At 73.9% G+C, this 24,263-nt stretch carries 23 protein-coding genes; 11 read left to right on the forward strand and 12 right to left on the reverse strand.

Features of this window, described 5'->3' with window-relative positions; all coding sequences use genetic code 11:
- The first annotated feature begins 46 nt into the window (after positions 1-46).
- A complete protein-coding gene (locus tag ACFYPR_RS21555) occupies positions 47-517 on the forward strand; it encodes a molybdenum cofactor biosysynthesis protein (RefSeq protein WP_354860665.1) in 471 nt (156 codons plus the stop codon).
- 24 nt (positions 518-541) lie between these two features.
- Here the strand turns inward: ACFYPR_RS21555 and ACFYPR_RS21560 are convergent, their stop codons facing one another.
- Positions 542-919, reverse strand: a complete 378-nt coding sequence (locus ACFYPR_RS21560) for a nuclear transport factor 2 family protein (RefSeq protein WP_354860666.1) — start codon at positions 917-919, stop codon at positions 542-544.
- Between the two features lie 191 nt (positions 920-1,110).
- Here ACFYPR_RS21560 and ACFYPR_RS21565 point away from each other — a divergent pair, with 191 nt between their 5' ends.
- Positions 1,111-2,655, forward strand: a complete 1,545-nt coding sequence (locus ACFYPR_RS21565) for a PP2C family protein-serine/threonine phosphatase (protein WP_387261970.1) — start codon at positions 1,111-1,113, stop codon at positions 2,653-2,655.
- Positions 2,656-2,665: 10 nt separating this feature from the next.
- On the opposite strand, the gene ACFYPR_RS21570 is transcribed toward ACFYPR_RS21565, so the two are convergent.
- The 3 genes from ACFYPR_RS21570 to ACFYPR_RS21580 all read right to left on the reverse strand — a co-directional run bounded on the left by ACFYPR_RS21570 (position 2,666) and on the right by ACFYPR_RS21580 (position 4,009).
- Positions 2,666-3,061: an ATP-binding protein gene (locus ACFYPR_RS21570; RefSeq protein WP_387261973.1), complete on the reverse strand. Its 396-nt coding sequence runs from the start codon at positions 3,059-3,061 to the stop codon at positions 2,666-2,668.
- A gap of 29 nt (positions 3,062-3,090) precedes the next feature.
- Entirely contained in the window at positions 3,091-3,423 is a 333-nt protein-coding gene (locus tag ACFYPR_RS21575) for an STAS domain-containing protein (protein WP_355066522.1), read from the reverse strand.
- Positions 3,424-3,676: 253 nt separating this feature from the next.
- Positions 3,677-4,009 carry a nuclear transport factor 2 family protein gene (locus ACFYPR_RS21580; RefSeq protein WP_354860672.1) on the reverse strand — a complete coding sequence of 111 codons (333 nt, stop codon included), beginning with the start codon at positions 4,007-4,009 and terminating at the stop codon, positions 3,677-3,679.
- Positions 4,010-4,188: 179 nt separating this feature from the next.
- Here ACFYPR_RS21580 and ACFYPR_RS21585 point away from each other — a divergent pair, with 179 nt between their 5' ends.
- Positions 4,189-4,575 (forward strand): DUF2267 domain-containing protein, encoded by a 387-nt coding sequence (locus ACFYPR_RS21585; RefSeq protein WP_354860673.1) that lies wholly within the window; start codon positions 4,189-4,191, stop codon positions 4,573-4,575.
- A gap of 87 nt (positions 4,576-4,662) precedes the next feature.
- Here the strand turns inward: ACFYPR_RS21585 and ACFYPR_RS21590 are convergent, their stop codons facing one another.
- The gene (locus ACFYPR_RS21590; RefSeq protein ID WP_387261976.1) at positions 4,663-7,494 is read right to left on the reverse strand and encodes a ricin-type beta-trefoil lectin domain protein; all 2,832 of its coding nucleotides are present in this window, start codon (positions 7,492-7,494) and stop codon (positions 4,663-4,665) included.
- A gap of 372 nt (positions 7,495-7,866) precedes the next feature.
- Positions 7,867-8,694 (reverse strand): copper resistance protein CopC, encoded by an 828-nt coding sequence (locus ACFYPR_RS21595; protein WP_387261978.1) that lies wholly within the window; start codon positions 8,692-8,694, stop codon positions 7,867-7,869.
- Between the two features lie 101 nt (positions 8,695-8,795).
- On the opposite strand from ACFYPR_RS21595, the gene ACFYPR_RS21600 reads away from it, so the two are divergent.
- The 3 genes from ACFYPR_RS21600 to ACFYPR_RS21610 are packed head-to-tail and all read left to right on the forward strand — an operon-like array spanning position 8,796 to position 11,493.
- Positions 8,796-9,278: a hypothetical protein gene (locus ACFYPR_RS21600; protein WP_387261981.1), complete on the forward strand. Its 483-nt coding sequence runs from the start codon at positions 8,796-8,798 to the stop codon at positions 9,276-9,278.
- 5 nt (positions 9,279-9,283) lie between these two features.
- Complete coding sequence (locus ACFYPR_RS21605; protein WP_387261984.1) at positions 9,284-10,669, forward strand: hypothetical protein; 1,386 nt, start codon at positions 9,284-9,286, stop codon at positions 10,667-10,669.
- A gap of 50 nt (positions 10,670-10,719) precedes the next feature.
- Positions 10,720-11,493 carry a nucleotidyltransferase domain-containing protein gene (locus tag ACFYPR_RS21610; protein ID WP_387261986.1) on the forward strand — a complete coding sequence of 258 codons (774 nt, stop codon included), beginning with the start codon at positions 10,720-10,722 and terminating at the stop codon, positions 11,491-11,493.
- Positions 11,494-11,500: 7 nt separating this feature from the next.
- Here the strand turns inward: ACFYPR_RS21610 and ACFYPR_RS21615 are convergent, their stop codons facing one another.
- The 4 genes from ACFYPR_RS21615 to ACFYPR_RS21630 all read right to left on the reverse strand — a co-directional run bounded on the left by ACFYPR_RS21615 (position 11,501) and on the right by ACFYPR_RS21630 (position 17,499).
- Positions 11,501-12,895: a dihydrolipoyl dehydrogenase family protein gene (locus ACFYPR_RS21615; protein WP_387261989.1), complete on the reverse strand. Its 1,395-nt coding sequence runs from the start codon at positions 12,893-12,895 to the stop codon at positions 11,501-11,503.
- Between the two features lie 188 nt (positions 12,896-13,083).
- Positions 13,084-14,007 carry a methyltransferase domain-containing protein gene (locus tag ACFYPR_RS21620; RefSeq protein ID WP_387261992.1) on the reverse strand — a complete coding sequence of 308 codons (924 nt, stop codon included), beginning with the start codon at positions 14,005-14,007 and terminating at the stop codon, positions 13,084-13,086.
- Between the two features lie 8 nt (positions 14,008-14,015).
- Positions 14,016-15,725, reverse strand: coding sequence for a hypothetical protein (locus tag ACFYPR_RS21625; protein WP_387261995.1), 1,710 nt, complete (start codon positions 15,723-15,725; stop codon positions 14,016-14,018).
- Positions 15,726-15,936: 211 nt separating this feature from the next.
- The gene (locus ACFYPR_RS21630) at positions 15,937-17,499 is read right to left on the reverse strand and encodes an FAD-dependent oxidoreductase (RefSeq protein ID WP_387261998.1); all 1,563 of its coding nucleotides are present in this window, start codon (positions 17,497-17,499) and stop codon (positions 15,937-15,939) included.
- A gap of 74 nt (positions 17,500-17,573) precedes the next feature.
- Here ACFYPR_RS21630 and ACFYPR_RS21635 point away from each other — a divergent pair, with 74 nt between their 5' ends.
- Complete coding sequence (locus tag ACFYPR_RS21635; protein WP_387262000.1) at positions 17,574-18,167, forward strand: helix-turn-helix domain-containing protein; 594 nt, start codon at positions 17,574-17,576, stop codon at positions 18,165-18,167.
- Positions 18,168-18,195: 28 nt separating this feature from the next.
- Here the strand turns inward: ACFYPR_RS21635 and ACFYPR_RS21640 are convergent, their stop codons facing one another.
- On the reverse strand, positions 18,196-19,941 hold the full coding sequence (locus tag ACFYPR_RS21640) for a sulfatase-like hydrolase/transferase (RefSeq protein WP_387262003.1): 1,746 nt from the start codon (positions 19,939-19,941) through the stop codon (positions 18,196-18,198).
- Positions 19,941-20,849: a CDP-alcohol phosphatidyltransferase family protein gene (locus ACFYPR_RS21645; RefSeq protein WP_387262006.1), complete on the reverse strand. Its 909-nt coding sequence runs from the start codon at positions 20,847-20,849 to the stop codon at positions 19,941-19,943. Before ACFYPR_RS21645 ends, ACFYPR_RS21640 begins: the two co-directional genes overlap by 1 nt.
- Positions 20,850-20,942: 93 nt before the next feature.
- Between ACFYPR_RS21645 and ACFYPR_RS21650 the strand changes: the two genes are divergently transcribed.
- From ACFYPR_RS21650 to ACFYPR_RS21665, 4 genes are all read left to right on the forward strand, one after another.
- Entirely contained in the window at positions 20,943-21,926 is a 984-nt protein-coding gene (locus ACFYPR_RS21650) for an NAD(P)-binding protein (protein WP_354860844.1), read from the forward strand.
- A gap of 2 nt (positions 21,927-21,928) precedes the next feature.
- Positions 21,929-22,327: a 6-carboxytetrahydropterin synthase gene (locus ACFYPR_RS21655; RefSeq protein WP_354860845.1), complete on the forward strand. Its 399-nt coding sequence runs from the start codon at positions 21,929-21,931 to the stop codon at positions 22,325-22,327.
- Positions 22,328-22,389: 62 nt separating this feature from the next.
- Positions 22,390-23,418, forward strand: a complete 1,029-nt coding sequence (locus tag ACFYPR_RS21660; protein ID WP_354860866.1) for a glycosyltransferase family 4 protein — start codon at positions 22,390-22,392, stop codon at positions 23,416-23,418.
- Complete coding sequence (locus ACFYPR_RS21665; RefSeq protein WP_387262009.1) at positions 23,415-24,239, forward strand: class I SAM-dependent methyltransferase; 825 nt, start codon at positions 23,415-23,417, stop codon at positions 24,237-24,239. The genes ACFYPR_RS21660 and ACFYPR_RS21665 overlap by 4 nt, the downstream gene beginning before the upstream one ends.
- The last annotated feature ends 24 nt before the right edge of the window (positions 24,240-24,263 follow it).

The following is a 24,263-nucleotide window of genomic DNA, read 5'->3' on the forward strand; positions in this document are numbered from 1 at the left end:
CGCCGAGCCGGCCCGCAGGGCACGTCCGGTTCGTAGAATCCGTGCCATGCCGCAGATCGTCGAGTTGCTGGCCTCGCCCGTGCACCGCTTTCGGGGCCGGCCCTCCGACGGCCCGGCGCCGGCCCCGCCCGGCGAGCTGGTTGACACCGTTGCGCTCCGCGCCGGCCTCGGCATCGTCGGCGACCGCTACTTCGGCAAGCCGGCGCACCGCGACGCCAGCGTGACCGTGATCGCCCAGGAGTCCCTGCCGGCCGGCATCGGCCTGGCGCAGGTCCGGCGCAACATCCTCACCGCAGGCATCGCCGTGGACGAGCTGATCGGCCGGGTCCTGATCCTGGACTCCGGCGACGGCCCGGTCAGCCTGCGGGTGAACCGGGCGGCCCGCCCGTGCGCCTGGATGGACGTCACGGTCGGTCCGGGCGCCTGGAAGGCGCTGCGCACCACGGGCGGCATCCGCTGCACCCCGCTCAACGACGGTCTGCTGCGCGTCGGCCCGATCGACGCCACCGTGAGCTGAAGCGGGACAGCCCGGCCCGGCGGGTCAGACCGGGCTGATGTGTGCGGCGAGGATCCGCCAGCCGTGCGGGTCGTCGTGGATCCAGGTCCGGGTGTAGCGCAGCCGCGCGGCGAACGGCTCACCGTTGAACACCCCGGCCACCCGGCCCAGGAAGAACGTCACACCGGTCCGTCCGACGACGAGCAGGTCCAGTTCCTCCTCGATCAGCTCCTCGATCACCGAGGTCCGGTCCCGGTGCGCGGCCAGGTCCTCGGCCTTGCCGTGCTGGCGCCCGTCGGGGCCGATCGCGATGAGCTGGTCGACCAGCAACTGATCGAGGGCCGCGACGTCACCGGCGCGCTGCGCGGCCTGCAGGGTGCGTTCGGCGTCGAGCAGCTCCGCCTCGCGTTCGCTGTCCGGCATGGCCGTCCTCCTGGTCTCCTCCGTCCGGCGCCACCGTCCGGACTGACCGCATTGTGGCAGTCGGCACGCCTCGACGGGGGCGCATCGGCGCGGCGGCGCGTCTCGTCCCACCGTGGGTCCCACCCGGCCGGAATGCCACCTCGATGCGCCGGCTGTGTGCCGTTCGCCGGTCGGTGACTAGGCTTCGTGCCATGGCGGACCACGGTGGTCCCGGCGCGCTCGCCGCCGAAGCGACGTGGCCGGTCGAGGCGGTCGTCCGGGAGATCCTTGCGGTCGTCCCGGCCGGGTGTACGTGGCTGTTGCCCGTGCCCGACGACCACCGGGCGGTCGCCGACTTCCGGATCGCGGCCACCAGCGGCCAGAGCCACGACATCTACGGTCGGGGCGTGGACCGGGTGGGCGCCCGGCTCAGCGAGCTGTACCCCAGCATGGTCGGCGGACCCCTCTGGCAGCTGTACCAGCAGGTGCTCGCCACCGGTTCGTCCGGCCGCCTGGCCGACTTCCGGTACGTGGAGAAACGCACCGGCGTCGTCGCCGACTCGCTGTTCGACGTCCACGTGCACCGCGTCCTCGGCGGTCTGCTGGTGTCCTGGCAGCGCCTCGACGAGGACCGCCGGCGGATGGACCGTACCGAGCTGCTGGGCAACCTCGGCTGGGCGGAGTACGACCTGGCCAGCGGGGTCAGCCAGTGGTCACCCGGGATGTACCGCATCTTCGAGCGTGATCCGGCGCTCGGCCCGATGTCGCGCGCCGAGCAGGCAGCCGCCCTGCTCCCCGACGACTACATGCTGCGCGAGACGGCGTGGCAGACGCTGGACAGCGGTGCCTCCTCGGACGTGACGGTCCGGTTCCAGGCGGCGGGCGCGGTCCGGTACCTGCGGATCCTCTCCGACGTCTCCCGCGACGCGAACGGCGCACCGCTGAAGATCCACGCTGTGGTGCAGGACGTGACCGCCCGGGTGGACTCCCGGACCGCCATCGAGCGACTCAGTGACCAGTTGCGGACGCGGGAGATGACCGCCCTCGCCGAGCACCGGCTGGCCGGGCAGTTGCAGAACCTCATCCAGCCGGTGCCCCGCGACCCGTTTCCGCTGGCCGGCCTGGAGGCGGTGGTCAACTACCTGCCGGCCGAGAGCGCCGCGCGGGTCGGCGGGGACTGGTACCACGCGCAGTCCCTGCCGGACGGAAAGGTCGTGCTCGCCGTCGGCGACGTCACCGGTCACGGGCTGGACGCGGCGAGCGGAATGGCGCACCTGCGCTTCGCCCTGGTGGCCTGGCTGTCGATCGGCATCCGGGACCCGTCGGTGCTGCTGGGGCACCTCAACCGGCTCTGCGGGCAGCTCTCGATCACCGGAACCGCCGTGGTCGCGGTGTACGACCCGGCCACCCGGGTGCTCTGCTGGGGCCGCGCCGGGCACACGGTGCCGCTGCTGTCCCGCGCCGGCGAGACCAACCCGCTCGACCGCCCCCCGGGTCTGCTGCTGGGCGCCGGTGACGACGCGGTGTACCCGGTGCTCTCCCCGCGCCTGAGCCCCGGCGACCTCGTGCTGTTCTACACCGACGGCCTCATCGAGCGACGCGCGCCCGAGCAGGACCGGTTGCCGCAGGTGCGCGCGACCCTCTCGGCGCTCACCGCGACGCCGGGGGAGCAGCCCCTCGCCCGGCTGCGTGACCTGCTCAACCATCCCAACCCGGACGACGACACGTGCACCCTGGCCGTGCGCGTGCTGCCCTGAGCCGCCCCGCTCACAGCGCCAGCCGGATCCGGACCACGGTGCCCTCACTGGCGGCCAGCACGGCCACCTCGTCGCAGATCTGCTCGACGATGGCCAGCCCGCGACCCCGTACCGCGTCGGCGGCCGGCATGGCCCGGCCGAACGCCCGCGCCGGGCCCTGGTCGACGACGTCGCAGAACAACTGGTCACCCTCGGCCCAGAGCCGGACGCGGCCACCGTCGGCGGTGTGCTGCAACGTGTTCGTGGCCAGCTCGCTGACCGCCAGCGCCAGCAGCTCCACCCGCTCGGCCGACAGGCCCCGGGCGATGGCGCCGGAGCAGACGAACGCGCGCAGCGCCCGCAGGTCGGTCGCCACCTCGTACGCCATGGTGTCCGTCCGCAGGGCTGTCGAGGGCTGCTCGGTCACGCCGCGGGTCTCCCGCCGGTCGGCCGCCATCAGCCCGCCAGCCGCGAGTCGTCGGCGGGTGGGCGCAGCAGGTTGCCGATGCCGGTGATGTCGAGGACTGTCGCGACCGGGCCGGCGGCGTTCACGGCGTACAGATGTCGGCCGTTCGCGCGTGCCTCCTGATGGGCGGTCACCAGGCCGTGCAGGCCGGTGGAGTCGAGGAACCGCAGCTCGCCGACGTCGACCACCACCACCGGCGCGGCGCGTACCGCCGCGGACAGCACGGCCGTCAGCTCAGCCTGGGCGGCCAGGTCACACTCACCCGTCAGCGTGACCACGATCCGCCCGGGTGTCGTGGACGTGCGGGCCTCGAAGTGCGCCATCAGACAGCAGCACCCTTCCTCGTAGCGTCAGCTGTTGTCGGCACATCATGTCATCCGTCGGCCGACCGACCACGTCGTCCGTTCGGCGGGTGATCACCATAAGCCGTTCCGGTCCGCTTCCGAGGCCCGACGACGGGACGCGGAGCGTCGGGCGCGGGTCGGCGATTCGCCCTTCGAGGAGGTCAGGGCGTCGCCTCGAACGCGACGGACCCGTGGCACGACGTCTCCTCCTGGCGGGCGACTCGCGTGGACGCTACGGGCGGATGTCCAGGGCGCCGATCAGGTCGTCGCGCAGGGTGAACCGGTACCGCAGCTCGATCGGGCTGCCCGGAAACTCGCCCGACACCCGTGCGATGACCAGGTACGAGTCGCCCGCCTGGGGCGTCACCCGCAGCGGTTCGGCGGTGTACGAGGAGGCCGCCATCGTCCGCTGCGCCCAGGAGCGGATCGACGGCCGGTCCTCGTACAACCGGTCCTCGTCGGCCACGCTCGCGGTGTCCGCGAAGCAGGCGACCAAGGCGTCGAGGTCGCCGTCGCGGACGGCCCGGAAGTACCTGTCGATCACGTCGGGCAGGTCGACCGCCATCTGCTCCTCCTGCGGCACGGGCCGCCGCCGGGCGGCCGGCGTGAACCCGGTCCGATCTCACCGTACGAGACGGGGCTGGCCGGGCGCGGGGCAACCGACAGAAGCGACCTCGGCGCGCCCGGGTTTGCCGCCGGTGGGCCGGGGTAGCCACGCGTCTCGGCAACGGAAAGGGCGGGACCATGGCCGATCTGGGATTCGTCGACAAGGTCGCGGCGCGGGCGGGCATCCCGCCCGCGCAGGCACGCCCGCTGACCGAGGCCGTGCTGCGGACGCTCACCGAGCGCCTCAGCGGTGGCGAGGCCGCCGCGCTCGCTCCCCACCTGGCCGTCGAGCTGAGCCCACTGCTGGTCAAGGCCGCCGAGCCGCCGGAAGCGTTCGGGTACGACGAGTTCCTGCGCCGCGTGGCCGACCGCGCCGGGACCGACCGGCCCGGGGCCGAACGGGGCGTACGGGCGGTTCTGCAGACCATGCACCGGGTGGTCGGGCACCGCGAGTTCTCCGACGCCCTGTCCCAACTCCCGGCGGACCTGCGCGCACTGGCCCAACCCCTGCCGCAGGGTCCCTGACCGAAGCCGTGTCCCGTCGGGCTGGCCGACCGACGGTCGGCGCGGAGCGCGGTCTGACCGGCCGGCCAGACCGCGCCCCGACGGGTGTCAGCCGGCGGTGACCACCCACTTCTGGTGTGCGCCACCGACGTACGTGCCGATCTGGATCTGGGTGCCGTCGGCGGTGCCGCCCCCGGCGGCCTGCAACACCTTGCCCGACTGCGGGTTGCGGATCGACCCGTCGGACTGCGGTTGCCACACCTGCGAGCCGGTGCCGTTGCAGGTCCACAACTGCACCTTGGTGCCGTCGGCGGTGCCGGCGTTGTCCACGTCGAGGCACTTGCCCAGCGCCCGGTACGTGTCGCCGGACCGGCTCCACGACTGCGCGCCCGTGCCGTTGCAGGTCCACAACTGTACCTTGGTGCCGTCGGCGGTACCGGCGTTGTCCACGTCCAGGCACTTGCCGCCGATGCCGGTGATGCTGCCCGCGCCGCTGGCGGCGCTGCCGTACACCTCCAACTCGTAGATGCGCGCCGCGGTGTCGCTGGTGCTGGTCGGCGTGGTGACGGCCAACCGGACGTAACGGGCACCGGGCGCGGTGAGGTCGTGCGTCGTGGTGCTCGCCGTGTTGCCGGTCACCGTGGCCCGGGTGGTCCAGCTCGTGCCGTCGGGGCTGGACGCGATCGTGAAGTCCCGGGTGTTCCAGGCGGTGTCCTCACCACCGGCGCCGGCATGCTTGACCACCACCCGGTTCACCGCGTAGCTGCCCCCCAGGTCCACCTGGAGGTACTTCGACGTGCCCTTCGAGCACCACTTGTCGCTGTTTCCGCCGGTGACGCTGCCGTTGACGGCCTTGGCCGGCCCCTCGGTCGTCGAGCAGGAGCTGTCCGCGGTGGCCGGCTTGTTGAGCGCCAGGTTGGTCCCGCCGCTCGGCGGGGTGACGCCCGGGATGGCGTTGAGCGTGTACCACGCCTCGGTGCTCCACAACGACTGCCCGCTGGTGGAGGTGAACGGGCGCGGTGACCGCAGGTAGACCACCCGGCCGGCCTTGCGGCCGTCGACGGTCAGGCTGACCTTCCTGCCGTCCGCCGAGAGGGTGGCCCCGCTGACGGTCAACGTCTCCTCGTCGATCTTCGGGCCGCCGTAGTTGGACGTCGGCTCGTACCGCCACTGCTTGACCTTGTAGTGGGCGGCCAGGTTGGCGGCGGTCTCCGCCGAGACCGGCTGGGTGTACTCCACCTCGAAACCGGCGGTGGTGGCCCGCATGGCCAGCATCTCGAAGGTGCTGGTGCTGTTCGGGGTGAGCTTCTGCAACCCGTACGTCAGCTTGCCGGTCTGCCCCCAGTTGCCGCCCGCGCCGAGCCCGCCGACGTAGATCGCGCCGTCCGGACCGAGGTTGACCTCGGAGACGCCCGCCTCCAGACCCTGGGTGAGCCGGAACAGCGCACCCTGGTACTCGCCGTTGACCTTCTCCACCGACGCGCGCTGGAGGCCGCCGTAGGTGACGTCACCGATCACGAACTGCCCGGCGTAGCGCCCGGTGGTGAGGTAGAGCGGCGTGCTGGGGGAGTTGGCGATCTCGTTCTGCGGCATCCAGAGCACCGGCGGGGTGACCGGGTTGGCGTCGAACGGGCCCGCCGGGGTCATGTAGTGGTTGAAGAAGCGACCCTGCTTGATGTGCACCAGCTTCGACGACGGCAGCCAGCCGCCCTGGTTGTCGGTGACGAAGATGCCGCCCTCCGGGCCCCAGCCGATGCCGTGCGGCGTCCGCAGGCCGCCGGCGATGTAGCTGACCGCACCGGTGTCCTTGTTGACCTTGATGGTGGTTCCCCGGTTGGCGGCGGGCTGCGGCACCGTGGTCGCGCCGCCGTAGTCGATCGACACCGACAGGTTCACGTAGAAGGAACCGTCCTGGTAGAGCAGACCGAACGCGAACTCGTGGAACTTGCCGCCGTACGGCCAGGTGGCGACGGTGTCGAGGCGGTCGGCCACCTCGTCTCCGGTGGTGTCCACGAGCCGGGTGAGCCGCTGCTTCTCCGACACGTAGACCACGCCGTCGACGACCTTGAGCCCCATCGGCTCCTTGAGGCCGCCGGCGATCTTCTTGGTGGTCACCGACCCGGGACCGGTCGCGCCGCCGGTGTTGCCCATGATGTACACCTCGCCGTCCTGGGAGGTGCCGGACTGGTCGCTGCCACCCCAGGTGCTGATGACCAGCCGGCCGTCGGCCAGCCAGTCCATCCCGGTGACCTTCGGCTGGAAGCCCGAGGGTCGCAGGTTCGTGAGCGTGTAGCCGGGGTGCACGCCGGTGAGCGGCAACCCGTCGCCAGGGGAGTCGGTGACGCCCTCGCACTCCTTGCGCCCCGGTGCGGTCACCCGTACGACTCCGGCGTCGGTGCTCAGCGCCGAGGTCGGTACGACCACGAAGGACGACGAGCCGGGCGTCCGCCACTCCAGCGTGATCTGCTGGCCACCGGCGCGCTCGAAGTGGTCGATGCGCAGTGGGTGCAGCCCGGCGGCGAGGGTGACGGCGCCCTCCTTGGGTGGGGTGGCGCCGTGCAGGCCGTCGTGGTTGATCACGATGGTGTTGTCGATCGTCAGCTTGGACCCGTCGTCGCTGCTGAGCCGGAAGGTGTAGCTCCCGGCCTGGGTGATCGTGATGTTGCCGAGCACCTGCGAGACGAAGTTGTCGTCGAAGCCGAAGTCGGCCGGCGACGTCCAGTTGATCGTGGACATCAGCTTGTCCACGTTCGGGGTCTGCGCGGGCTTGAGCGTGCAGATTTCGGAGAGCGGCACCTGGACGTCGTAGACGCGCAGAGTGACGCCCGGTTCCTGCTCGGGGGCGGCGTCGGCCGGGTCGGCCCAGAAGCCGACCGCGAGGACGAGCGCGAGCGCGCCCAGGACGGGACTGCGGAATCGGCGCAGCAGCGGTGTGCCCATCGTTCCTCCACAGAGGATAGGAATGACCGACGGCCGGCGTGCAGAGATGGTGAGGCGGTGGCCGCCGGCCCGGTCCGTAACGTCCTCGACGCCGACGAGTGACGCTCCGGAAACACCGGGTTGATGGGTCGAGACATTAAGGGGTTTCGATAGGGCTGTCCATGCCTTTGCATCGATACATCAAAAGTTCCCGATGTTCGTGCGAAAGATCGCGGCACTGGTCCCTGGATGTCGGAAATGCGCCAGCGCCGTACGGCGTTTCAGGTCCCGGTCAGGGGGTGGGGTGCTCCGGGCGGTACACCCGGCCGCCGATGGTCGTTGCTGGACAGAAAGCGGACCGCGCCCCGGCCCGGGGCGTCACGTCGGTGCGCCTCAGCGGCGGCCGCGACGAGCGGGCCGGCGGTCCGTTCCACCGCGCGGACGCGAGGCCGCGCCCCGTGGCCGAGGCGCTGCGCCGCGCGGGCGGGTGGTGCCGCCGGACGGCGCCGGCCGGCGGCGGGCCGCCACCACGATGATCGTGCCGACGACCACCACGACGGCGGCGGGCGCCACCCAGGGCGGAAGCCCTCCCTCCGGTGGGGACGCCGGTGGCGCGGCCGCGGGGGTGGCGTCCGCAGGGAGTGTCGCCGCCGGCACGGCGGAGGCCGAGGGGGTGCCCTCGGCCTGGGCGAGGAGGGCGGGCTCGGGACCGTTCGTCGGTGCCGTCCAGCCGGCCGGGGCGGCCGTGCTCGGGCCCTGGTAGTCGAAGGTGACGGTGCCCCGCACCGCTTCGCCGTCCGAGGCGACCGTGAGGTAGCTGGCGGTGTAGCGGCCCTTCGCCGGCCAGTGGGCGACGGTCACCATGGCGGGGAAGCCGGTGTGGTACAGCCGCGGCTCGAAGACGCCGTTGACCATGAAGTACTCCTGGACCGGCTTGTCCAGCCGCTTCGGCTCGCCGTACGACCAGCCGCTGTCCACCCGTGACCCGTTCGGGCCGGTGAGGGTGAAGTGCGCGTTGGCGGCCGGCTTCTCGGTGAAGTACAACCCGACCTGGGCCAGGGGCTTGCGGACGACGGTGCCGGTCAGCGGCGTGGAGGTCGCCAACTGCCCGTGCGCCGACGCCGGGGCGGCGGGCAGCGCCAGCGACACCACCAGCAGCGCCGCCAGCACGGCGACGGTACGGCACACAACGTGACAGACAGTGACCAGCCTCGATCGCATTCGTTCATCATGGTCATTTCCCCACCGCCGAACAAGACGTAGAGTTCACCCTCCGACGATCAGCTCGACACCCCGCCCCCCGCGTCGTTCGGAGTCCGCCCGTGCTCGTCCGCGCCCCCGGTGCCCGCCGCGCCGCCGTCCCCACCACCCTCCTCGTCACCGGTCTGCTCAGCGCCCTGCTCACCGCCGGCTGCGGGCAGGACGACGACCCGTCCGTGGCCGCCCCCTCGACGCCGGCCACGTCGGCCGCCGCACCGACCGCCTCCGCGCCGGCCTCGGCGGACAGTCCCACTCCCGCCGCCACCGCCAGTACGCCCGCGGTCGACCGGGAGATCACCGTGACCATCGCCAAACGACGGATCAGCCCGCCCACCGGCCGGGTGACCGTGGCCAAGGGCCAACTCGTCCGGATCACGGTCACCTCGGACGCCGACGACGAACTGCACGTGCACGGCTACGACCTGGGCGCCCGACTGCCAGCCGGCACGCCCGGCTCGGTGGAGTTCCGGGCCGAGAAGACCGGGCTGTTCGAGGTGGAGACGCACGAGAGCGAGCTGGTGCTGTTCCAGCTCGTCGTCCGCTGAGCGGAATGTCCGCCGCTCCCGCGCTGCTGGCGCACGGCGTCGGCGGCCGCCAGGACCTGCCGATCACACTGCCCGAACTCGTCGTCGCCGCCGCCCTGACCCTGGTCGTCACGTTCCTCGCCCTGGGCCTGCTCTGGCGCGAGCCACGCCTCGACCGGGACGCCGCCGGTGGCCGACCGGTACCCGACCGGCTGGCCGGCCTCGTCGACGCCCCCGCGTTCCGGTGGGCGCTGCGCGGACTGGGACTGCTCGCCGCCGGCTGGTTCTGCGTGGGCCTGCTCGGCGGGCCGGACACCCCGGACAATCCGACGGCCGGCGCGCTCTACGTGCTCCTCTGGGTCGGGCTGGTACCCGTCTCGCTGCTGTTCGGTCCGGTCTGGCGGGCGGTCAACCCGCTGCGTACCGTGCACCTGCTCGTCGCCCTGGCGGCGCGGCGCGAGCCGGCGCGCGGCGTCCGGGAGCTGCCTGCCGGCCTGGGCCTCTGGCCGGCCGCGCTCACCCTGTTCGGGTTCGTCTGGCTGGAGCTGGTCGCGCCGGACCGGGCCACCCTGCCGGTCATCACCGCGTGGCTGGCCGGGTACGCCGTGGTCATGCTGGGCGGCGCCACGCTCTTCGGCGCGGGCTGGTTCGACCGGGCCGACCCGTTCGAGGTCTACAGCGCGCTCGTCGGCCAGCTCGCCCCGATCGGCAGGGCCGCCGACGGCGTGCTCGTGTGGCGCAACCCGCTCGACGGGATCGCCGGGCTGCGGCCCCGTCCCGGGCTCGTCGCCGTGGTGATCGTGCTGCTCGGCTCGACCATGTTCGACAGCCTCTCCAACGCGCCGGCGTGGCTGCGCTTCTCCCAGGAGAACGGCCTGCCCCCGGCGGTCACCGGCAGCGCCGGACTGATCGTGGTCATCGGCGTCGTCGCCGTGGCGTACCTCCTCGCCACCGGCGCCGCCGCCCGCGTCGGCCGTGCCAGACCGCCAAGCGCCGCGGAGCCGGCCGACGATGCGGTTCCGGCGGGTGGCGCGGAGCCGGCGCGGGTGCCGAGCGAACTCGCGCACTCGATCGTGCCGATCGCGGTGGGCTACGTGGTGGCGCACTACTACTCGCTGCTGATCCTGGAGGGTCAGCGCACCGTCGCCCTGCTGTCCGACCCTCGCGACACCGGGGCGGACTGGTTCGGCACGGCGGGTTGGCAGCCGCACACCGGGCTGGTCACCCCGTCCGGGGTGGCCAACCTCCAGATCACCGTCATCATCGTCGGGCACCTGCTCGGCACGCTGCTCGCCCACGACCGTGCCCTGTATCTGTTTCCCCGGGCGCGGGCGGTGGCCGGTCAGGTCCCGCTGCTCGCGCTGATGGTCGCGTACACCGTCGCCGGCCTGCTGCTGCTCTACGCCGGTTAGGGCCGCCGGCCCGGTGCCGACGCGCCCGCGTCCACGGGTGAGGATGGGGCGTGGACTCTGATCTTCGGCGCTACCTCGACGACCTCGTGGACACCGCCCGGGACGTGCTCGGCGGCGATCTCGTCGGCGCGTACGCGGCCGGTTCGGTGGGGCTCGGCGCGTACCAGGCCGGCCGGAGCGACGTGGACGTGGCGCTGGTCTGCGCCGGTGCGCTGACCGAGGCCGTCAAGCGGACGCTGGTGGCACGGCTGCGCCACGAGGAGCTGCCCTGCCCGGCGCGCGGGCTGGAACTGGTCGTGTACCAGCGGGCCGTGGCCGCGGCCGGCAGCCCCGAGCCCGGCTTCGAGGTCGAGCTGAACACCGGGCCCGCGATGCCGTTCCGCCGCACCCTCGACCCGGCGGACCGCCCGAGCGCCGACGGCCGCTTCTGGTACGGGCTGGACCGCAGCATCCTGCACCAGAGCGGGGTGGCGCTGCTCGGGCCGCCGGCGGCGGAGGTCTTCGGCGACCTCACCCCGGCCGACCTGAGCCGCCTGCTGATCGAGGCGCTGACCTGGTGGCTGGCCCTGCCGACGCCACCGGGCGACCGGCCCGCGCCCGGCGCGGAGGACGCGGTGCTCGGCGCCTGCCGCTCGCTGGTGCGCCACCGCGACGGTGAGTGGCTGTCCAAGGTGGCCGCCGGCCGGCGTCTCGTCGACACCGGCGACCCGGCCGAGGTGATCCGCCGGGCGATCGCCGCGCGGCACGGTGGGCCACCGCCCACGGGCGCCCAGGCGCGTGCCTTCCAGGAGCGGGTACGCGCCGAGGTCGCCGCCCACCGCTGACGCCGGGTCAGCGCACCGGGCGGGACTTCAGCGACGCGAAGAGCAGGTTGAGGCCCTCGGCCATGGTCGGATGCGTGATGATCGCGTCTCGCAGCGCGGTCCACGGCATGCCGACGAGCATGGCCAACTGCACCGAGGTGATCACCTCGCCCGCTTCCGCGCCGAGCAGCGCCGCGCCCAGGATCTGGTCGGTGCGGGCGTCGATCACCGCCTTCCACATGCCCTGCGTCTGGCGCAGGGTGCGGGCCCGGGGGATCGCGGCGACGGGCAGCTGGGCCACCTGGACGTCGTACCCGGCGCGTCGCGCGTCGCTCTCGCCGAGACCGACCCGCGCCAGCTCCGGGGTGGTGAAGACGGTGTACGGGATGAGTCGGCCCGCCGTGCTGCGCTGCTCACCGGCCAGGTTCGCCCGGATGATCCGATAGTCGTCGAGCGAGGCGTGGGTGAACTGTGGGCTGCCCGCGACGTCCCCGGCGGCCCATGTCCGCTCGGCGCTGGTGCGCAGGTACTCGTCGACAAGCACGAAGCCACGGTCGTCGAGTCGGACACCGGCCGCGTCCAGCCCGAGCCCGTCGGTGACCGGCGCCCGGCCGGCCGCCACGAGCACGTCGTCGCCGGTCACCACGCTGCCGTCGTCGAGCGTGATCCGGACCGTACCGTCGGCGTCGCGGTCGACCCGGGCGACCGTCACCCCGACGCGTACGTCGATGCCGTCGTCGAGGAAGACCCGCATCATCGCGTCGCCGATGTCGGGGTCCTCACGGGTCAACAGCTGAGGACCGCCCTCGATCACCGTCACCGCGCTGCCGAACGACGCGAACATCTGCGCGAACTCCACCCCGACGGTGCCGCCGCCGAGCACCACCAGTCGTGCCGGCAACCGGTTCAGGCGCAGCAGATCGTCGCTGGTCAGCACCCCGGCCTCGGCCATCCCGGGTACGGACGGCAGGTACGGCCGGGTGCCCGTGTTGATGACCACGTCGTCGCCGCGCAGCAGTCGTTCGCCGCCGTCGGCCAGTGACACCCGCACGGTCCGCGCGGCCACGAACCGGGCCTGACCGATCACCAGGTGCAGACCCGAGTCGAGGAACTGCTGCCGGTTGGCGGCGACCATCTGATCGACGACGTCCTGCTTGTGCGCCCGCAGCAGGTCCACGTCGACCCGGCCGCCCTCGACCACGACGCCGAGCGCGGCGGCGTGGCGCAGCTGGCGGGCCGCCCGCGCGCTCGTCACCAGCGCCTTCGTGGGGATGCACGCGACGTTGATGCAGCTACCACCGATCATGCCGCGCTCCACCATCGCCACTCGACGGCCGGACCGGGCAACGTCCATGCTCAGCGTCTTGCCGGCCTTGCCGCCGCCCACGACGAGCAGGTCGAAGTCCTCCGGTTGGTCGGTCACGGGCGCTCCTCTCGGCCGCGAGGCGCTGTCGGGTCGCCGGTCGGGCCGGCGGCCCTCGGTGCGCGTCGGCCAACCCAGCCTGCCAGCAGCGACGGGACGTTCGGGAAGGTTCGGTGCAGAATCGCCCCGGGTACGTCGCGCCCGACGACGGGGGCGACGCCGAGTCGGGACCGGCCCGCCGCGCGGCGTCAGGCTTCGGCCGTGACCAGGTACAGGGTGAAACCCGCCAGCAGGGGACCGTCGGTGAGACGCCGCAGCCACGGCTGAACGTCCGCGTCGGTGAGCTCGCCGGCCGCCACGGCGCGGGCCGAATTGCGCCGCAGCCCCAGAATCCGGTCCGCCGTGTCGAAGTCCCGGAAGACGACGGCGACCGCCTCGACCGATCTCACCCGCAGGCCCACCTGCACCGACAGCCGAACCAGCTCCCGTCCGATCGTCGGGTTCCGCACACGCCCCGCGACGAAGCGGGCGAAGCCGCGGCTCGTCCGCACGTCCTCGTCCGCGACCGCCAGGGTGTCCCAGTCCGGCTCGGCCATCGCGAGCACACCGCCCAGGCGCAGCACCCGACGACCCTCCGTCAGCACCGTCGCGGGATCCTCGACGTGCATGAGGACCCGGTCCATCCTGGCCCGGTCCATGCTGCTGTCGTCCAGCGGAAGCGTGTGCGCGTCGCCCGCGCGCAGCTCGATCGTCTCCCGGTCGGCCAGCCGCCGGCCGGCCTCCGCGAGCATCCGCGCGTCACGGTCGACTCCGACAACCCGGCCGCCGGCCTGGACCGCGTCGGCCAGCCGCCCGAGATCGGTCCCGGGCCGCAGCCGATGTCCACCACGGCGTGCCCCGGCCGCAGGTCGAGGGCGTCGAGGGCACGCCTCTTGTAGTCGCGCCCGACCAAAGTGGCCGCTGCCGTGTCCAGGTACGCGATCTGGTCGGAGGCGGTGGGCGTCGCGCTCGTGAGCTGGCTCATCGGCCCATCCGAACACCGGATTGTGGGCGTACCGCGAACACGGCGCGCAGATTCGGTGTAAGCCGCCGTCGTCGACGGGCCGGCCTGGCCGCGCCCAACCGTGACCCCGGGCCCCGCGCGCATCCGCGCGGGGCCCCGGGTCAGCCACCGGCGAGGTCAGTGCCGGGCGGTGCCGTTGTCGCTGACCGGCTGCCCGAAGGCCAGGAACGGTACGGGCGTCGGGGTCTCGGGCCGCGTGAAGATCCGCTCGGCGTCGTTGGTCGGCATCCCCGACGTGGCCGTCCGGTCGGCCGGCTCCACCGGGTACCGCACGGGCGCCCCACCCGGGCGCTCGCCGTCGGCATGGTCACCACCGGCGTGCTCGGCCTCGGCGTGCTCAGCATGGGCGTGCTCACCACCGGCGTGCTCAGCATCGGCGTGCTCACCACCGGCGTGCGTGGCATCGGCGTGCGTGACCTCCGCATGCTCGACCTCGACCCGGGCTTGGTCGGCCCGGGTGTCGTCGGCGTCGGTCCGGTCGGCGTCGGCGCGGTCGCTCGCGGGCCGGTCCACGGGGAGCAGGTCGACACCTGCGCGGGACGGGTTCGACCGGGGACCGACCATCGGGTACTCGGCGGTCTCCGTGCCGCCGGCCGCGGCGGCCATCACGGCGGCGGCGGCCAGGTCGGCCACCCGCTTCGCCTCGCGCTGCACCCGGGCGCGGACCTCCTTGGCGTGCCGCTCGGCGGAATCCCCGGCCCGTCGGGCCTCGTCCAGCCGGGCCGCCTCGGCGGTCAGGTCCCGGCGCACCTCGCCCAACCGCTGCTGGACGCGGGACAGCTCGTTCTCCAGGGTCTCGCCCTCCTGGCGTACCTCCGCGAGCTGCTGCTGGGCGGTTGCCAGCTCAGCGTGCAGCTGGGCCGACTCCTGCCGGCGCTCCTCGATCTCCTGCTGGAGCGCGGTCAGCTGCTCCTGGTGGCTGGCTGCCTGCTCGTCGGCCCGGTTACGCAGCTCGGTCACGTGCTGCTGCGCCTCGGCCAGCAGCGCGGCGATCTGCTGCTCGGTGGAGCTGCGCTGCTCGGCCAGCTCCTCCTCCGCGGCGGCCTGCAACTCGGCGATCTCCTGCTCGGCGGCGCTGCGCCGCTCGGCGACCTCGCGCTCCACCCCGGCCTGCCACTGGGCCATCTCCTGCTGGTTCTTGGCCCGGGCGGCCTGAACCTCCTGCTGGATCTGGGTGCGGGCCGACTTCATGAGGGCATCGGCGGCGACCCGGGTCTGGTTGAGCTGCTGCGCGCTCTGCTCGGTGATGCGCTTCGCCTCGTGCTGGGCGCGCTCGTGCGCGGCCTCGCCGTCGGCGCGCAACTGCTCGGCGCGCTCCCGGATCGCGGTCAGCTCGGCCTCGGCCGCGGCGCGCCGCTCCTCGTACGCCTGTTCCTGCTCGGTGCGCCGCGCGGCCAGCTCCTCCGACAGGTCCTGGCGTGCCTGCGCGGCCCGCTCGCGGGTGTCGGCGAGGATCCGCTCGGCCTCGGTGCGCAGCTCGTTGGCCCGGTCGCTGGCCGACTCGGTGATGAGGGCGGCCTGCTTCTCGGCGAGGGTCAGGATCTCGCCGACCATCGGGCCCAGATCCTGGAACGAGGCGCGGTCCACCTGCACCGGCTGCTCGTGCAGCTCGGACAGCTCGGCGCGCAGCCGCTGCACCTCGGCGGTCAGCTCACGAACCCGCACCGCGGAACGTCCGTGCTCGCCGCTGAGCATCGCGATCTGGCCGTCGAGCTGCTCCAGGTGCCGGTCCACCTGGCGTTTGTCGTAGCCGCGCAGGGCGAGCTCGAAGGTTGGCCGCGAGGCCGCGTCGTCGCGTGCTGCGAGCGGCTCAGCGCCGATGGACATGCACCATCCTCCGTACGATCGGGGGCGTCAGGGCCGGCGGTCAACCGCCCCTGCGGGCCGTGAGTGTGGCGCAACGCTACCGCCGAGCCCACCGGTGTGCGAAGGCCCGTCCCGCCTCCGCGCCACACCGTGGTCGATCGTGGAGCCGCGGTGCCCAAAAGGCCCTGATCCGCGGCTCTTGTCATGCACCACGACTCCACGATCGGCCGGTTCAGCGGCGGCGAGCCAGCAGGACCGCGTCGTGGTGGACGACGTCGTGCGGCCCGGGACGTGGGCGGGTGTCGGTGACGAGCACGTCCCACCGGGTCGGGTCCAGCGAGGCGGCCACGTCCTCGGCGGTGTACATCATGTCGGGCATGTGCATCCGGTGCCCCGGCGTCCACAGGTCCGACGGGTGGTGCCCGACGATCAGCAGCAGGCCGCCCGGGGCCACCGCGTCGGCCAGCCGGGCGAACAACTCCCGCCGCTGCGTCGGCGGCAGGTGCATGAACTGCGCCGACACCAGGTCGTACGCCTCCTCGGCGGGCGGCTTGTCGCGCAGGTCGGCGTGCGTGAACTCGATCCGGTCACCTACCCCGGCGGTCTCGGCGTGCTCGGCGGCCCGGGTCAGCGCGGTGGTCGAGATGTCCACCGCGGTCACCCGCCAGCCGCGCTCGGCCAGCCACACCGCGTCGGCGCCCTCGCCGCTGCCCACGTCCAGCGCCCGCCCCGGGGCCAGATCGGCGGCCTCGGCGACCAGTTGTGGGTTCGGGCGCCCACTCCAGACGGCCGGCTTGGCCTGGTACCGCTCCTCCCACGCCGGCTCCTCGAAGGTGGTGGCCACCAACTGCCGGTACGCGGTCACCGCGTCGCGGGTGTCCTCGGCGATGAGGTCGGCGTTGATCGCCGCCGCGGCGGTGAGGCCGGCGGCGGCGGACGTGATGACCTGGCCACGCAGGTCGGCCACGTTACCGGCCACCCAGACACCCGGCACGGTCGTCGCCCCGGTCGCGTCGGCCGGGATCTGGGTGCCGATCACGTGCCCACCCATCGTCACCTCCTCCGGGGCCAGGCCCAGCCCCACCAGCAGGTCGGCGCGGGGCGCCGTGCGGGTCGTGACCACGACCACGTCGAGCGCCACCACCCGGCCGTCGGCGAGCCGTACTCCGCTCAGCGCGTCCCCGCTCACCTCCAGCGCGGCGACCGGGCCGGGCACCACCGCGATGCCCCGGGCGGCCAGCCGCTCGGCCGTCTCCTCGTTCGGGGTCGGGGCGTCGTGCAGCAGGAGCAGCACGTCGGAGGTCCACTGCCGCCACATCTCGGCCTGGTGCACGGACATCGGCCCGGTCGCCAGCACGCCGACCCGCCGGTCCCGCACCTCCCAGCCGTGGCAGTACGGGCAGTGCAGCACGTCACGGCCCCACCGCTGCGCCACCCCGGGCACGTCGGGCAGCTCGTCGGTGAGCCCGGTGGCCACCAGCAGGCGGCGGGCCCGCACCGAGTTCCCGTCGTCGAGGGTGAGCCGGAAGCCGTCGTCGTCGCGGGTGGCGGTCTGGACCCGGCCGGCGCGGAACTGCCCGCCGTACCCGGCCACCTCGGCGCGTCCGGCCGCGAGCAGCTCGCCCGGCGGCGTCCCCTCGCGGCCCAGGTAGTTGTGCACGTGGTCGGCCGGCGCGTTACGCGGCTCGCCGGAGTCGATCACCAGCACCGACCGCCGGGCCCGGCTCAGCGCCAGGGCCCCGCTGAGCCCGGCCGCGCCGCCGCCCACCACCACCACGTCGTATGTCTCGTCCACCGGAATGTCCCCCTACTTGTCGGCTGAGCCCACCATCCGTCGCCGCAACCCGAGTGGCAAGTATCCTTGCCGTTATGGCAAACGAGGACAGCGCCGCGCTGGCGGCCGTCGGTCCCCGGCTGCGTGCCCTGCGCCACCAGCGCGGCATCACGCTGACCCAGCTCGCCGAGCTGACCGGCATCTCGGTGAGCACCCTGTCCCGGCTGGAGTCCGGCACCCGTCGGCCCACCCTGGAGCTGCTGCTCCCGCTGGCGCGGGCGTACCAGGTGGCGCTGGACGAGCTGGTGGACGCCCCGACTACCGGCGACCCCCGCGTACGCCCCACGCCGATCGTCAGGCACGGCGTGACGCACCTGCCGCTGACCCGCCGACCGGGCGGCCTCCAAGCGTTCAAGCAGATCTTCCCGCCGGACCCGTCCGCCGGGGGACGGACCCCACAGGTCCACGAGGGGTACGAGTGGCTCTACGTGCTCTCCGGCCGGCTGCGCCTGCTGCTCGGTGACCGCGACCTCATCCTGACGCCCGGGGAGGTGGCCGAGTTCGACACCCGCGTCCCGCACCTCATCCTGAATCCCGGCCCCGGCACCGCCGAGGCGCTCAGCCTCTTCGGGCCGCAGGGGGAGCGGCTGCACGTCCGCGCCCGCCCCGTCACCACCGACCGGGGGTAGCCGGGCGAGCTGGCCTGCTGGCCGGTGCTCAGCGCGGGGCGGCGAGGGGTGACGTCGACGGCCCGAAGGTGGTCAGGAACCGGTCGCGGAAGGTGTCCATCGGCCACACCGGCGCCTGCGGGCCGGGCCGCAGGCCGTCCTGCCAGCCCCAACCGGCGACCCGGTCCAGCACGGCCGGGTCCCGCGCGACGATGGTGATCGGCACGTCCCGGCTGGCGCCCTCGCCGGTAACCACCGGGGCCGGCTGGTGGTCGCCGAGAAAGACCAGCACCAGATCGTCGTCACCGTAGGTCTGGACGTAGGAGATCAGCGCCTGGAGTGAGTAGGCGACGGCCTGCCGGTAGCCGGCCCGGATCCGGCCGGTGTCCCGGTCGTCGGCGTCGCCGTCGTCCTTCGCGCCAGCGTCACTGTGGTAGATCGAACCGTCGCCCACCTCGTCCCAGCCGATCATGCGGGGCACCGCCGTCCACGGCGAGTGGCTGGAGATCAGCGGGATCTCCGCCATGATCGGACGGTCCGCACCGGCGCGGACCCGCCGCTGGAAGAACGACAGCGTGTACTGGTCGGGCATCGGCGCGTAGCTGAACTTCGGGCCCCGGTAGCCGAGCGCCTCGGCGTCGTAGTAGCGGTCGTAGGAGAAGAAACCCTGCTCCGGCCACGGCTGGGTGGCCGCCGGGAGCACCCCGACGGTCTGCCAGCCCGCCCGGCGGAACGCGCCGTTGAGGGTGAGCCGGTCGCTGGCCAGCAGGCCGCGGTGCCGCTGCTCGTTGTCCGTCCACAGACCGGACAGCAGCGTGTCGTGCGCCAACCAGCTGCCCCCGCCGAACGTGGGGGAGGTGAGGAAGCCGCTGCGCGCGGCGTACCCGGCCGCGCGCAGCCGCTCGGTGCCGGTGTCCAGCACAGCGTTGACCTGCGGCGCCAACTGCGGGTCCTCGACGGCGTCGCGCCCGTAGCTCTCCACGAAGGCGAGGACGACGTCCTTGCCGCGCAGCCCGGTCAGCAGCTGGTCACCCGGGACACCCTGGAACGGGTCGGCGTCGATCTGGGCGGTGAACCGTTCCCGGTCGTGCAGCCGCGCGTCCACCTGCTCGGCGTGCGCGCCGACCAGGGCGGTGGTTCCAGCGTCGGCCACCGGCAGGCCCGGGACGATCCGCACGCCGACGACGGCGCAGAGGACCCAGGCGACCGTCAGCGCGGCCACCGCCCGGCTCGCCACCCGCTCGTGGCCGACCAGCAGCGCCGCCAGCCGCCGCAACGCCACGGTCGCCACCAGCAGCAGCACACCGACCAGCAGCACGACGCCGACCACCGCGCCGACCGCCCCGGCCCGCCCCGCCGAGTCCCGCACGAAACCGAACGCGTCGTCCAGCAGCAGCCAGTCCAGCACCAGATCGAACGGCCGGTCGAGGGCCGTGCGAAACCCCAGGTCGGCGAGCTTCACGATGGCCAGCAAGCCCAGCAGCGGCCCGACCACGGCCACCACCACCCGCCGCGGCCGCGGCGGCAGCGCCAGCAGCAGCGCGGCGACCAGCAGACCCTCCAGCGGGATCCGCACAAACGCGCCGGGCGTCAGCTCGCCGAGCCGGTCCGGGCCGACCAGCACGGCGTACACCAGCAGAACCGCCAGCACCGTGCCCACCCACCCCAGCGCCCGCCGCGCACGGCCGCGTGGCACGGGCGACACCGCGGGGATACGCGCCGAAGCGTCACCGGTCGACGCGGGGCGCGGACGTTGCCGGCCGGTCAGCCGGCGTAGCCGGGCGGGAAGGGTCATCAGGGCCTCCAGTCGGAGTGGACCGTACCGCCCGAGCGGGCCGCCAGCGCGGGCGTGGGCACCGGCAGCAGCGGCGGTACGACGACGGGTGGGTGCCCGCCCAGCGGCAGCAGGGGCACCGCCGCCGGCGCGGCGGGCGGTGCGATCGGAGCGGCGGGCAGGGCGGTGATCGCCGCGCCGGCCGGGCCGGGGACCGGCAGCGGGTCAGCCCGTCGAGGTGCCGGGCGGCGACGCCACAGCCAGGCCACGTCACGGCCGAACGACTCGACCAGCAGCGCCAACGCCGTCACCAGGACCACTGTGGTCCACGGCTCCGGCAGCACCCGCGCGGCGGCGACCGTCAACAACACGCCCTGCGCGGCGGCCACCACCTTGCGCCAGTAGCGCGGCGGCAACGCGCCGCGCAGCCAGGGCAGCACGGCGCTGGCCGCGACGAAGACGTACCGCATCGCGCCGATGGCCAGCACCCAGCTCCCGGCCGCCGGGGCGACGTACACGCTGAGAACCAGGATGAGGAACGCGTCGACCTCCATGTCGAAGCGGGCCCCGAGCGCGCTGACCGTGCCGGTGCGCCGGGCGACCTGACCGTCCACCGCGTCCAGCAGCAGGGCCACCGTGCTCAGCGCGACCAGCAGCCCCACCGGCGTCGGGTGGCCGAACGAGTCCACCACCAGCGCGGTGACCGCGCCGACCAGGACGGCCCGGGCCAGCGTCACCCGGTCGGCGGGGCCGAGCCGCGACGCGCCGGACAGGTGCAGGCCCCGGCTCAACGCGAGGCAGGTGAGCGCCGCGTAGCCGGCCCCGGCCAGCCAGCCCGCCGTGCTCAGACCCACGGTGGCGGCCAGCGCCGCCAGCACGACCAACTGCGCGCTCAGCCCGATCACCGGACCGCTTCGAACTGTGGGCACCGTACCTCCGTGTTTATGATCGACGACCCCGACAGGGAACACGGAAATCAGGGCCGTTCGGTTCGACCGGGACAAAAGGTGAGGTGTGCGAGGGTGATCCGCGAGGCGTACGCCTGCTGGGTGCGCGAGCCCGGCGCGGCGGAGATCCGGCCGGTGTCGCTGCCCGTCCCGGGGCCGGACGAGGTGCTGGTGCGAGCCCGCTACTCCGGGGTCAGCCGGGGCACCGAGACGCTGGTGTTCGCCGGCCGGGTGCCCGCCGACCAGTACGCGGCGATGCGCGCCCCGTTCCAGGAGGGTGACTTCCCCGGCCCGGTGAAGTACGGCTACCTCAGCGTCGGCGTGGTCGAAGAGGGCCCGCCGGAGCTGCTCGGGCGTACGGTGTTCTGCCTGCACCCGCACCAGAGCGCGTACGTCGTGCCGGCGACGGCAGTGGTGCCGGTGCCGGACGACGTGCCGCCCGCCCGCGCCGTGCTCGCCGGCACGGTGGAGACCGCCGTGAACGCCCTGTGGGACGCCGCGCCCCTGGTCGGCGACCGGGTCAGCGTGGTCGGCGCGGGCATGGTGGGCTGCTGCGTCGCAGCGCTACTGGCGCGTTTCCCCGGTGTGGACGTCGAGCTGATCGACACCGACGCGCGCCGGGTCGGGGTAGCCGGGGCGCTCGGTGTGCGGTTCGCCCGGCCGGGCGACGCGACCGGCGACCGGGACCTGGTCGTGCACGCCAGCGCCACGTCCGCCGGGCTGCAACAGGCGCTGGACCTGCTCGCGCCCGAGGGCACGGTGATCGAGCTGAGCTGGTACGGCGACCGCCCGGTGCAGGTGTCGCTGGGCGGGGCGTTCCACTCCCGACGGCTCACCGTGCGCAGCAGCCAGGTCGGCATGGTCGCGCCCGCGCGGCGGGGCCGCCGCAGCTACGCCGATCGGCTGGCGCTGGCCCTGGACCTGCTCGACGACCCGGCCTTCGACGCGCTGATCACCGGCGCGTCCCGGTTCACCGAACTGCCCGACGTACTCGCCCAACTGAGCACGGGTGACCTGCCCGCGCTCTGCCACCTCATCAGCTACGACGACGGGGAGTGACCGTGTTCAGCGTGACCGTTCGGGATCACATGATGATCGCCCACAGTTTCCGGGGCGAGGTGTTCGGCCCGGCCCAGCGCCTGCACGGGGCGACGTTCGTGGTGGACGCGACGTTCCGCCGGCCCGACCTGGACGCCGACGGCATCGTCGTCGACATCGGGCTGGCCACCGAGCAGCTGCGCGCCGTGGTCGGCGAGCTGTCCTACCGCAACCTCGACGACGAGCCCGCGTTCGCCGGGATGAACACCACCACCGAGGTGCTGGCCCGTACCGTCGCCGACCGCCTGGCCGAGCGGGTGCACGCCGGTGAGCTGGGCGCCGGGGCGCGTGAGCTGGCCGGCATCACCGTCACCCTGCACGAGTCACACGTCGCCTGGGCCAGCTACGAGCGGTCGCTGTGATCGACGCGGGCCAGCCGACGCCGGCCCACGCCGCCGGGGTCGTCGGCCCGCACCGCCGTACGGTGCACGTCGTCCTGCCCGGCGACATCGACGACCCGGCAGCGCCCAGCGGCGGCAACACGTACGACCGGCGGGTCTGCGCCGGGCTCGGCGAGCGCGGTTGGGTGGTGCACGAGCATTCGGTGCCCGGAGCGTGGCCGCACCCCGACCCGGCGGCGCTCGCGGCGCTGGCCCGGCTGCTCGCCACCGCGCCGGACGACGCCGTGGTGCTCGTCGACGGCCTGATCGCCTCGACGGTGCCGGACCTGCTCGCCCCGCACGCGACACGGTTGCGCCTCGTCCTCCTGGTGCACATGCCGCTTGACGACGAGGCCGAGGGCCGGGCGCTGGCCACCGCGCGAGCCGTCGTCGCCACCAGCGAGTGGACCCGCCGTCGCCTGCTGGCCCACCACCGGTTGCCGGCCGACCGCGTCCGGGTCGCGCCGCCGGGGGTGACGCCCGCACCGCCGGCGGCCCCCGGCTCGGCAGCCGGCCACCGACTCCTCTGCGTCGCCGCGGTCACCCGCCACAAGGGCCACGACGTGCTGGTCGACGCCCTGTGCGTGCTGGCCGAGATGCCCTGGACGCTGGTCTGCGCCGGCACGCTGACCCGGGAACCCGAACTGGTGCACCGACTCCGCGACCGGCTCGCCGGCGCCGGCCTGTCGGAACGGGTCCGGCTGGCGGGCCCGCTGACCGGCCCGGCGCTCGACGCCGCGTACGCCGCCGCCGACCTGCTGGTGCTGCCGTCGCGGGGCGAGACGTACGGGATGGTCGTCACCGAGGCGCTGGCCCGCGGCGTGCCGGTGCTGGCCACCGAGGTGGGGGGCCTGCCCGAGGCGCTGGGCCGCGCCCCCGACGGTGACCTGCCGGGGCTGCTGGTCCCGCCGGACGACCCGGCCGCCCTGGCCGACGCGCTGAGCCGGTGGTGGGGTGACGACGAGCTGCGGGCCCGGCTGCGGCACGCCGCGCTCGCCCGGCGCGACACCCTGACCGACTGGCCGGTGACGACCGCGCGCCTGGCCGCCGTGCTGGAGGAGGTGGCGGAATGACCGTCGAGGAGACCCTGCCGTTCGCCGACTGGCTGCGTCTGCGCGAGCCGGCCGACGCGGCGGCCCGCGCCGAGGACCTGGTGGACGCCGTCCGGCCCCGGCTGACCGGCCACGACCCGATCCTGATCCACGACCTGGGCAGCGGCACCGGCTCGATGAGCCGCTGGCTCGCGGCCCGGCTGACCGGGCCGCAGCACTGGGTGCTGCACGACCGGGACGCCGACCTGCTGGCCCGGGCCGCCGACGGCATGGCCGGGGTGACCGCCGCCGACGGAGCGCCGGTCACCGTCGACACCCGCTGCGGCGACCTGACCCGGCTGAGCGCCGCCGACCTGTCCGACGGCGCGCTGGTCACCGCGTCCGCGCTGCTGGACATGCTGACCGCCGAGGAGGTCGAACGGGTGGTGGCCGCCTGCGTCGACGCCGGCCGCCCCGCCCTGTTCGCGATATCGGTGACCGGCCGGGTCCGGCTCACCCCGGCCGACCCGCTCGACGCCGCCGTCGAAAAGGCGTTCAACGAGCATCAGCGGCGTACGGTCGACGGCCGCCGGCTGCTCGGCCCGGACGCCGCCGACGCCACCGCCGCCGCGTTCGCCCGGCGGGGCGTGCCGGCGCGGGAGCGGCCCAGCCCGTGGCGGCTCGGCCCGGAGCAGGCCGACCTGGCCGCCGAGTGGTTCCGCGGCTGGCTGGGCGCGGCCTGCGAGCAACGCCCGGAACTGGCGAGCGCAACCGGGGCGTACGCCCAGCGCCGGCTGGCCGACGCCGCCGCCGGCCGGCTCGGCGTGCTGGTCGAGCACCTGGACCTTCTGGCCGGTGGATGAACCGTCGACGCCCTGGGTACGTGC

Source organism: Micromonospora sp. NPDC005254 (genome assembly GCF_042872525.1).
GTDB lineage: Bacteria > Actinomycetota > Actinomycetes > Mycobacteriales > Micromonosporaceae > Micromonospora.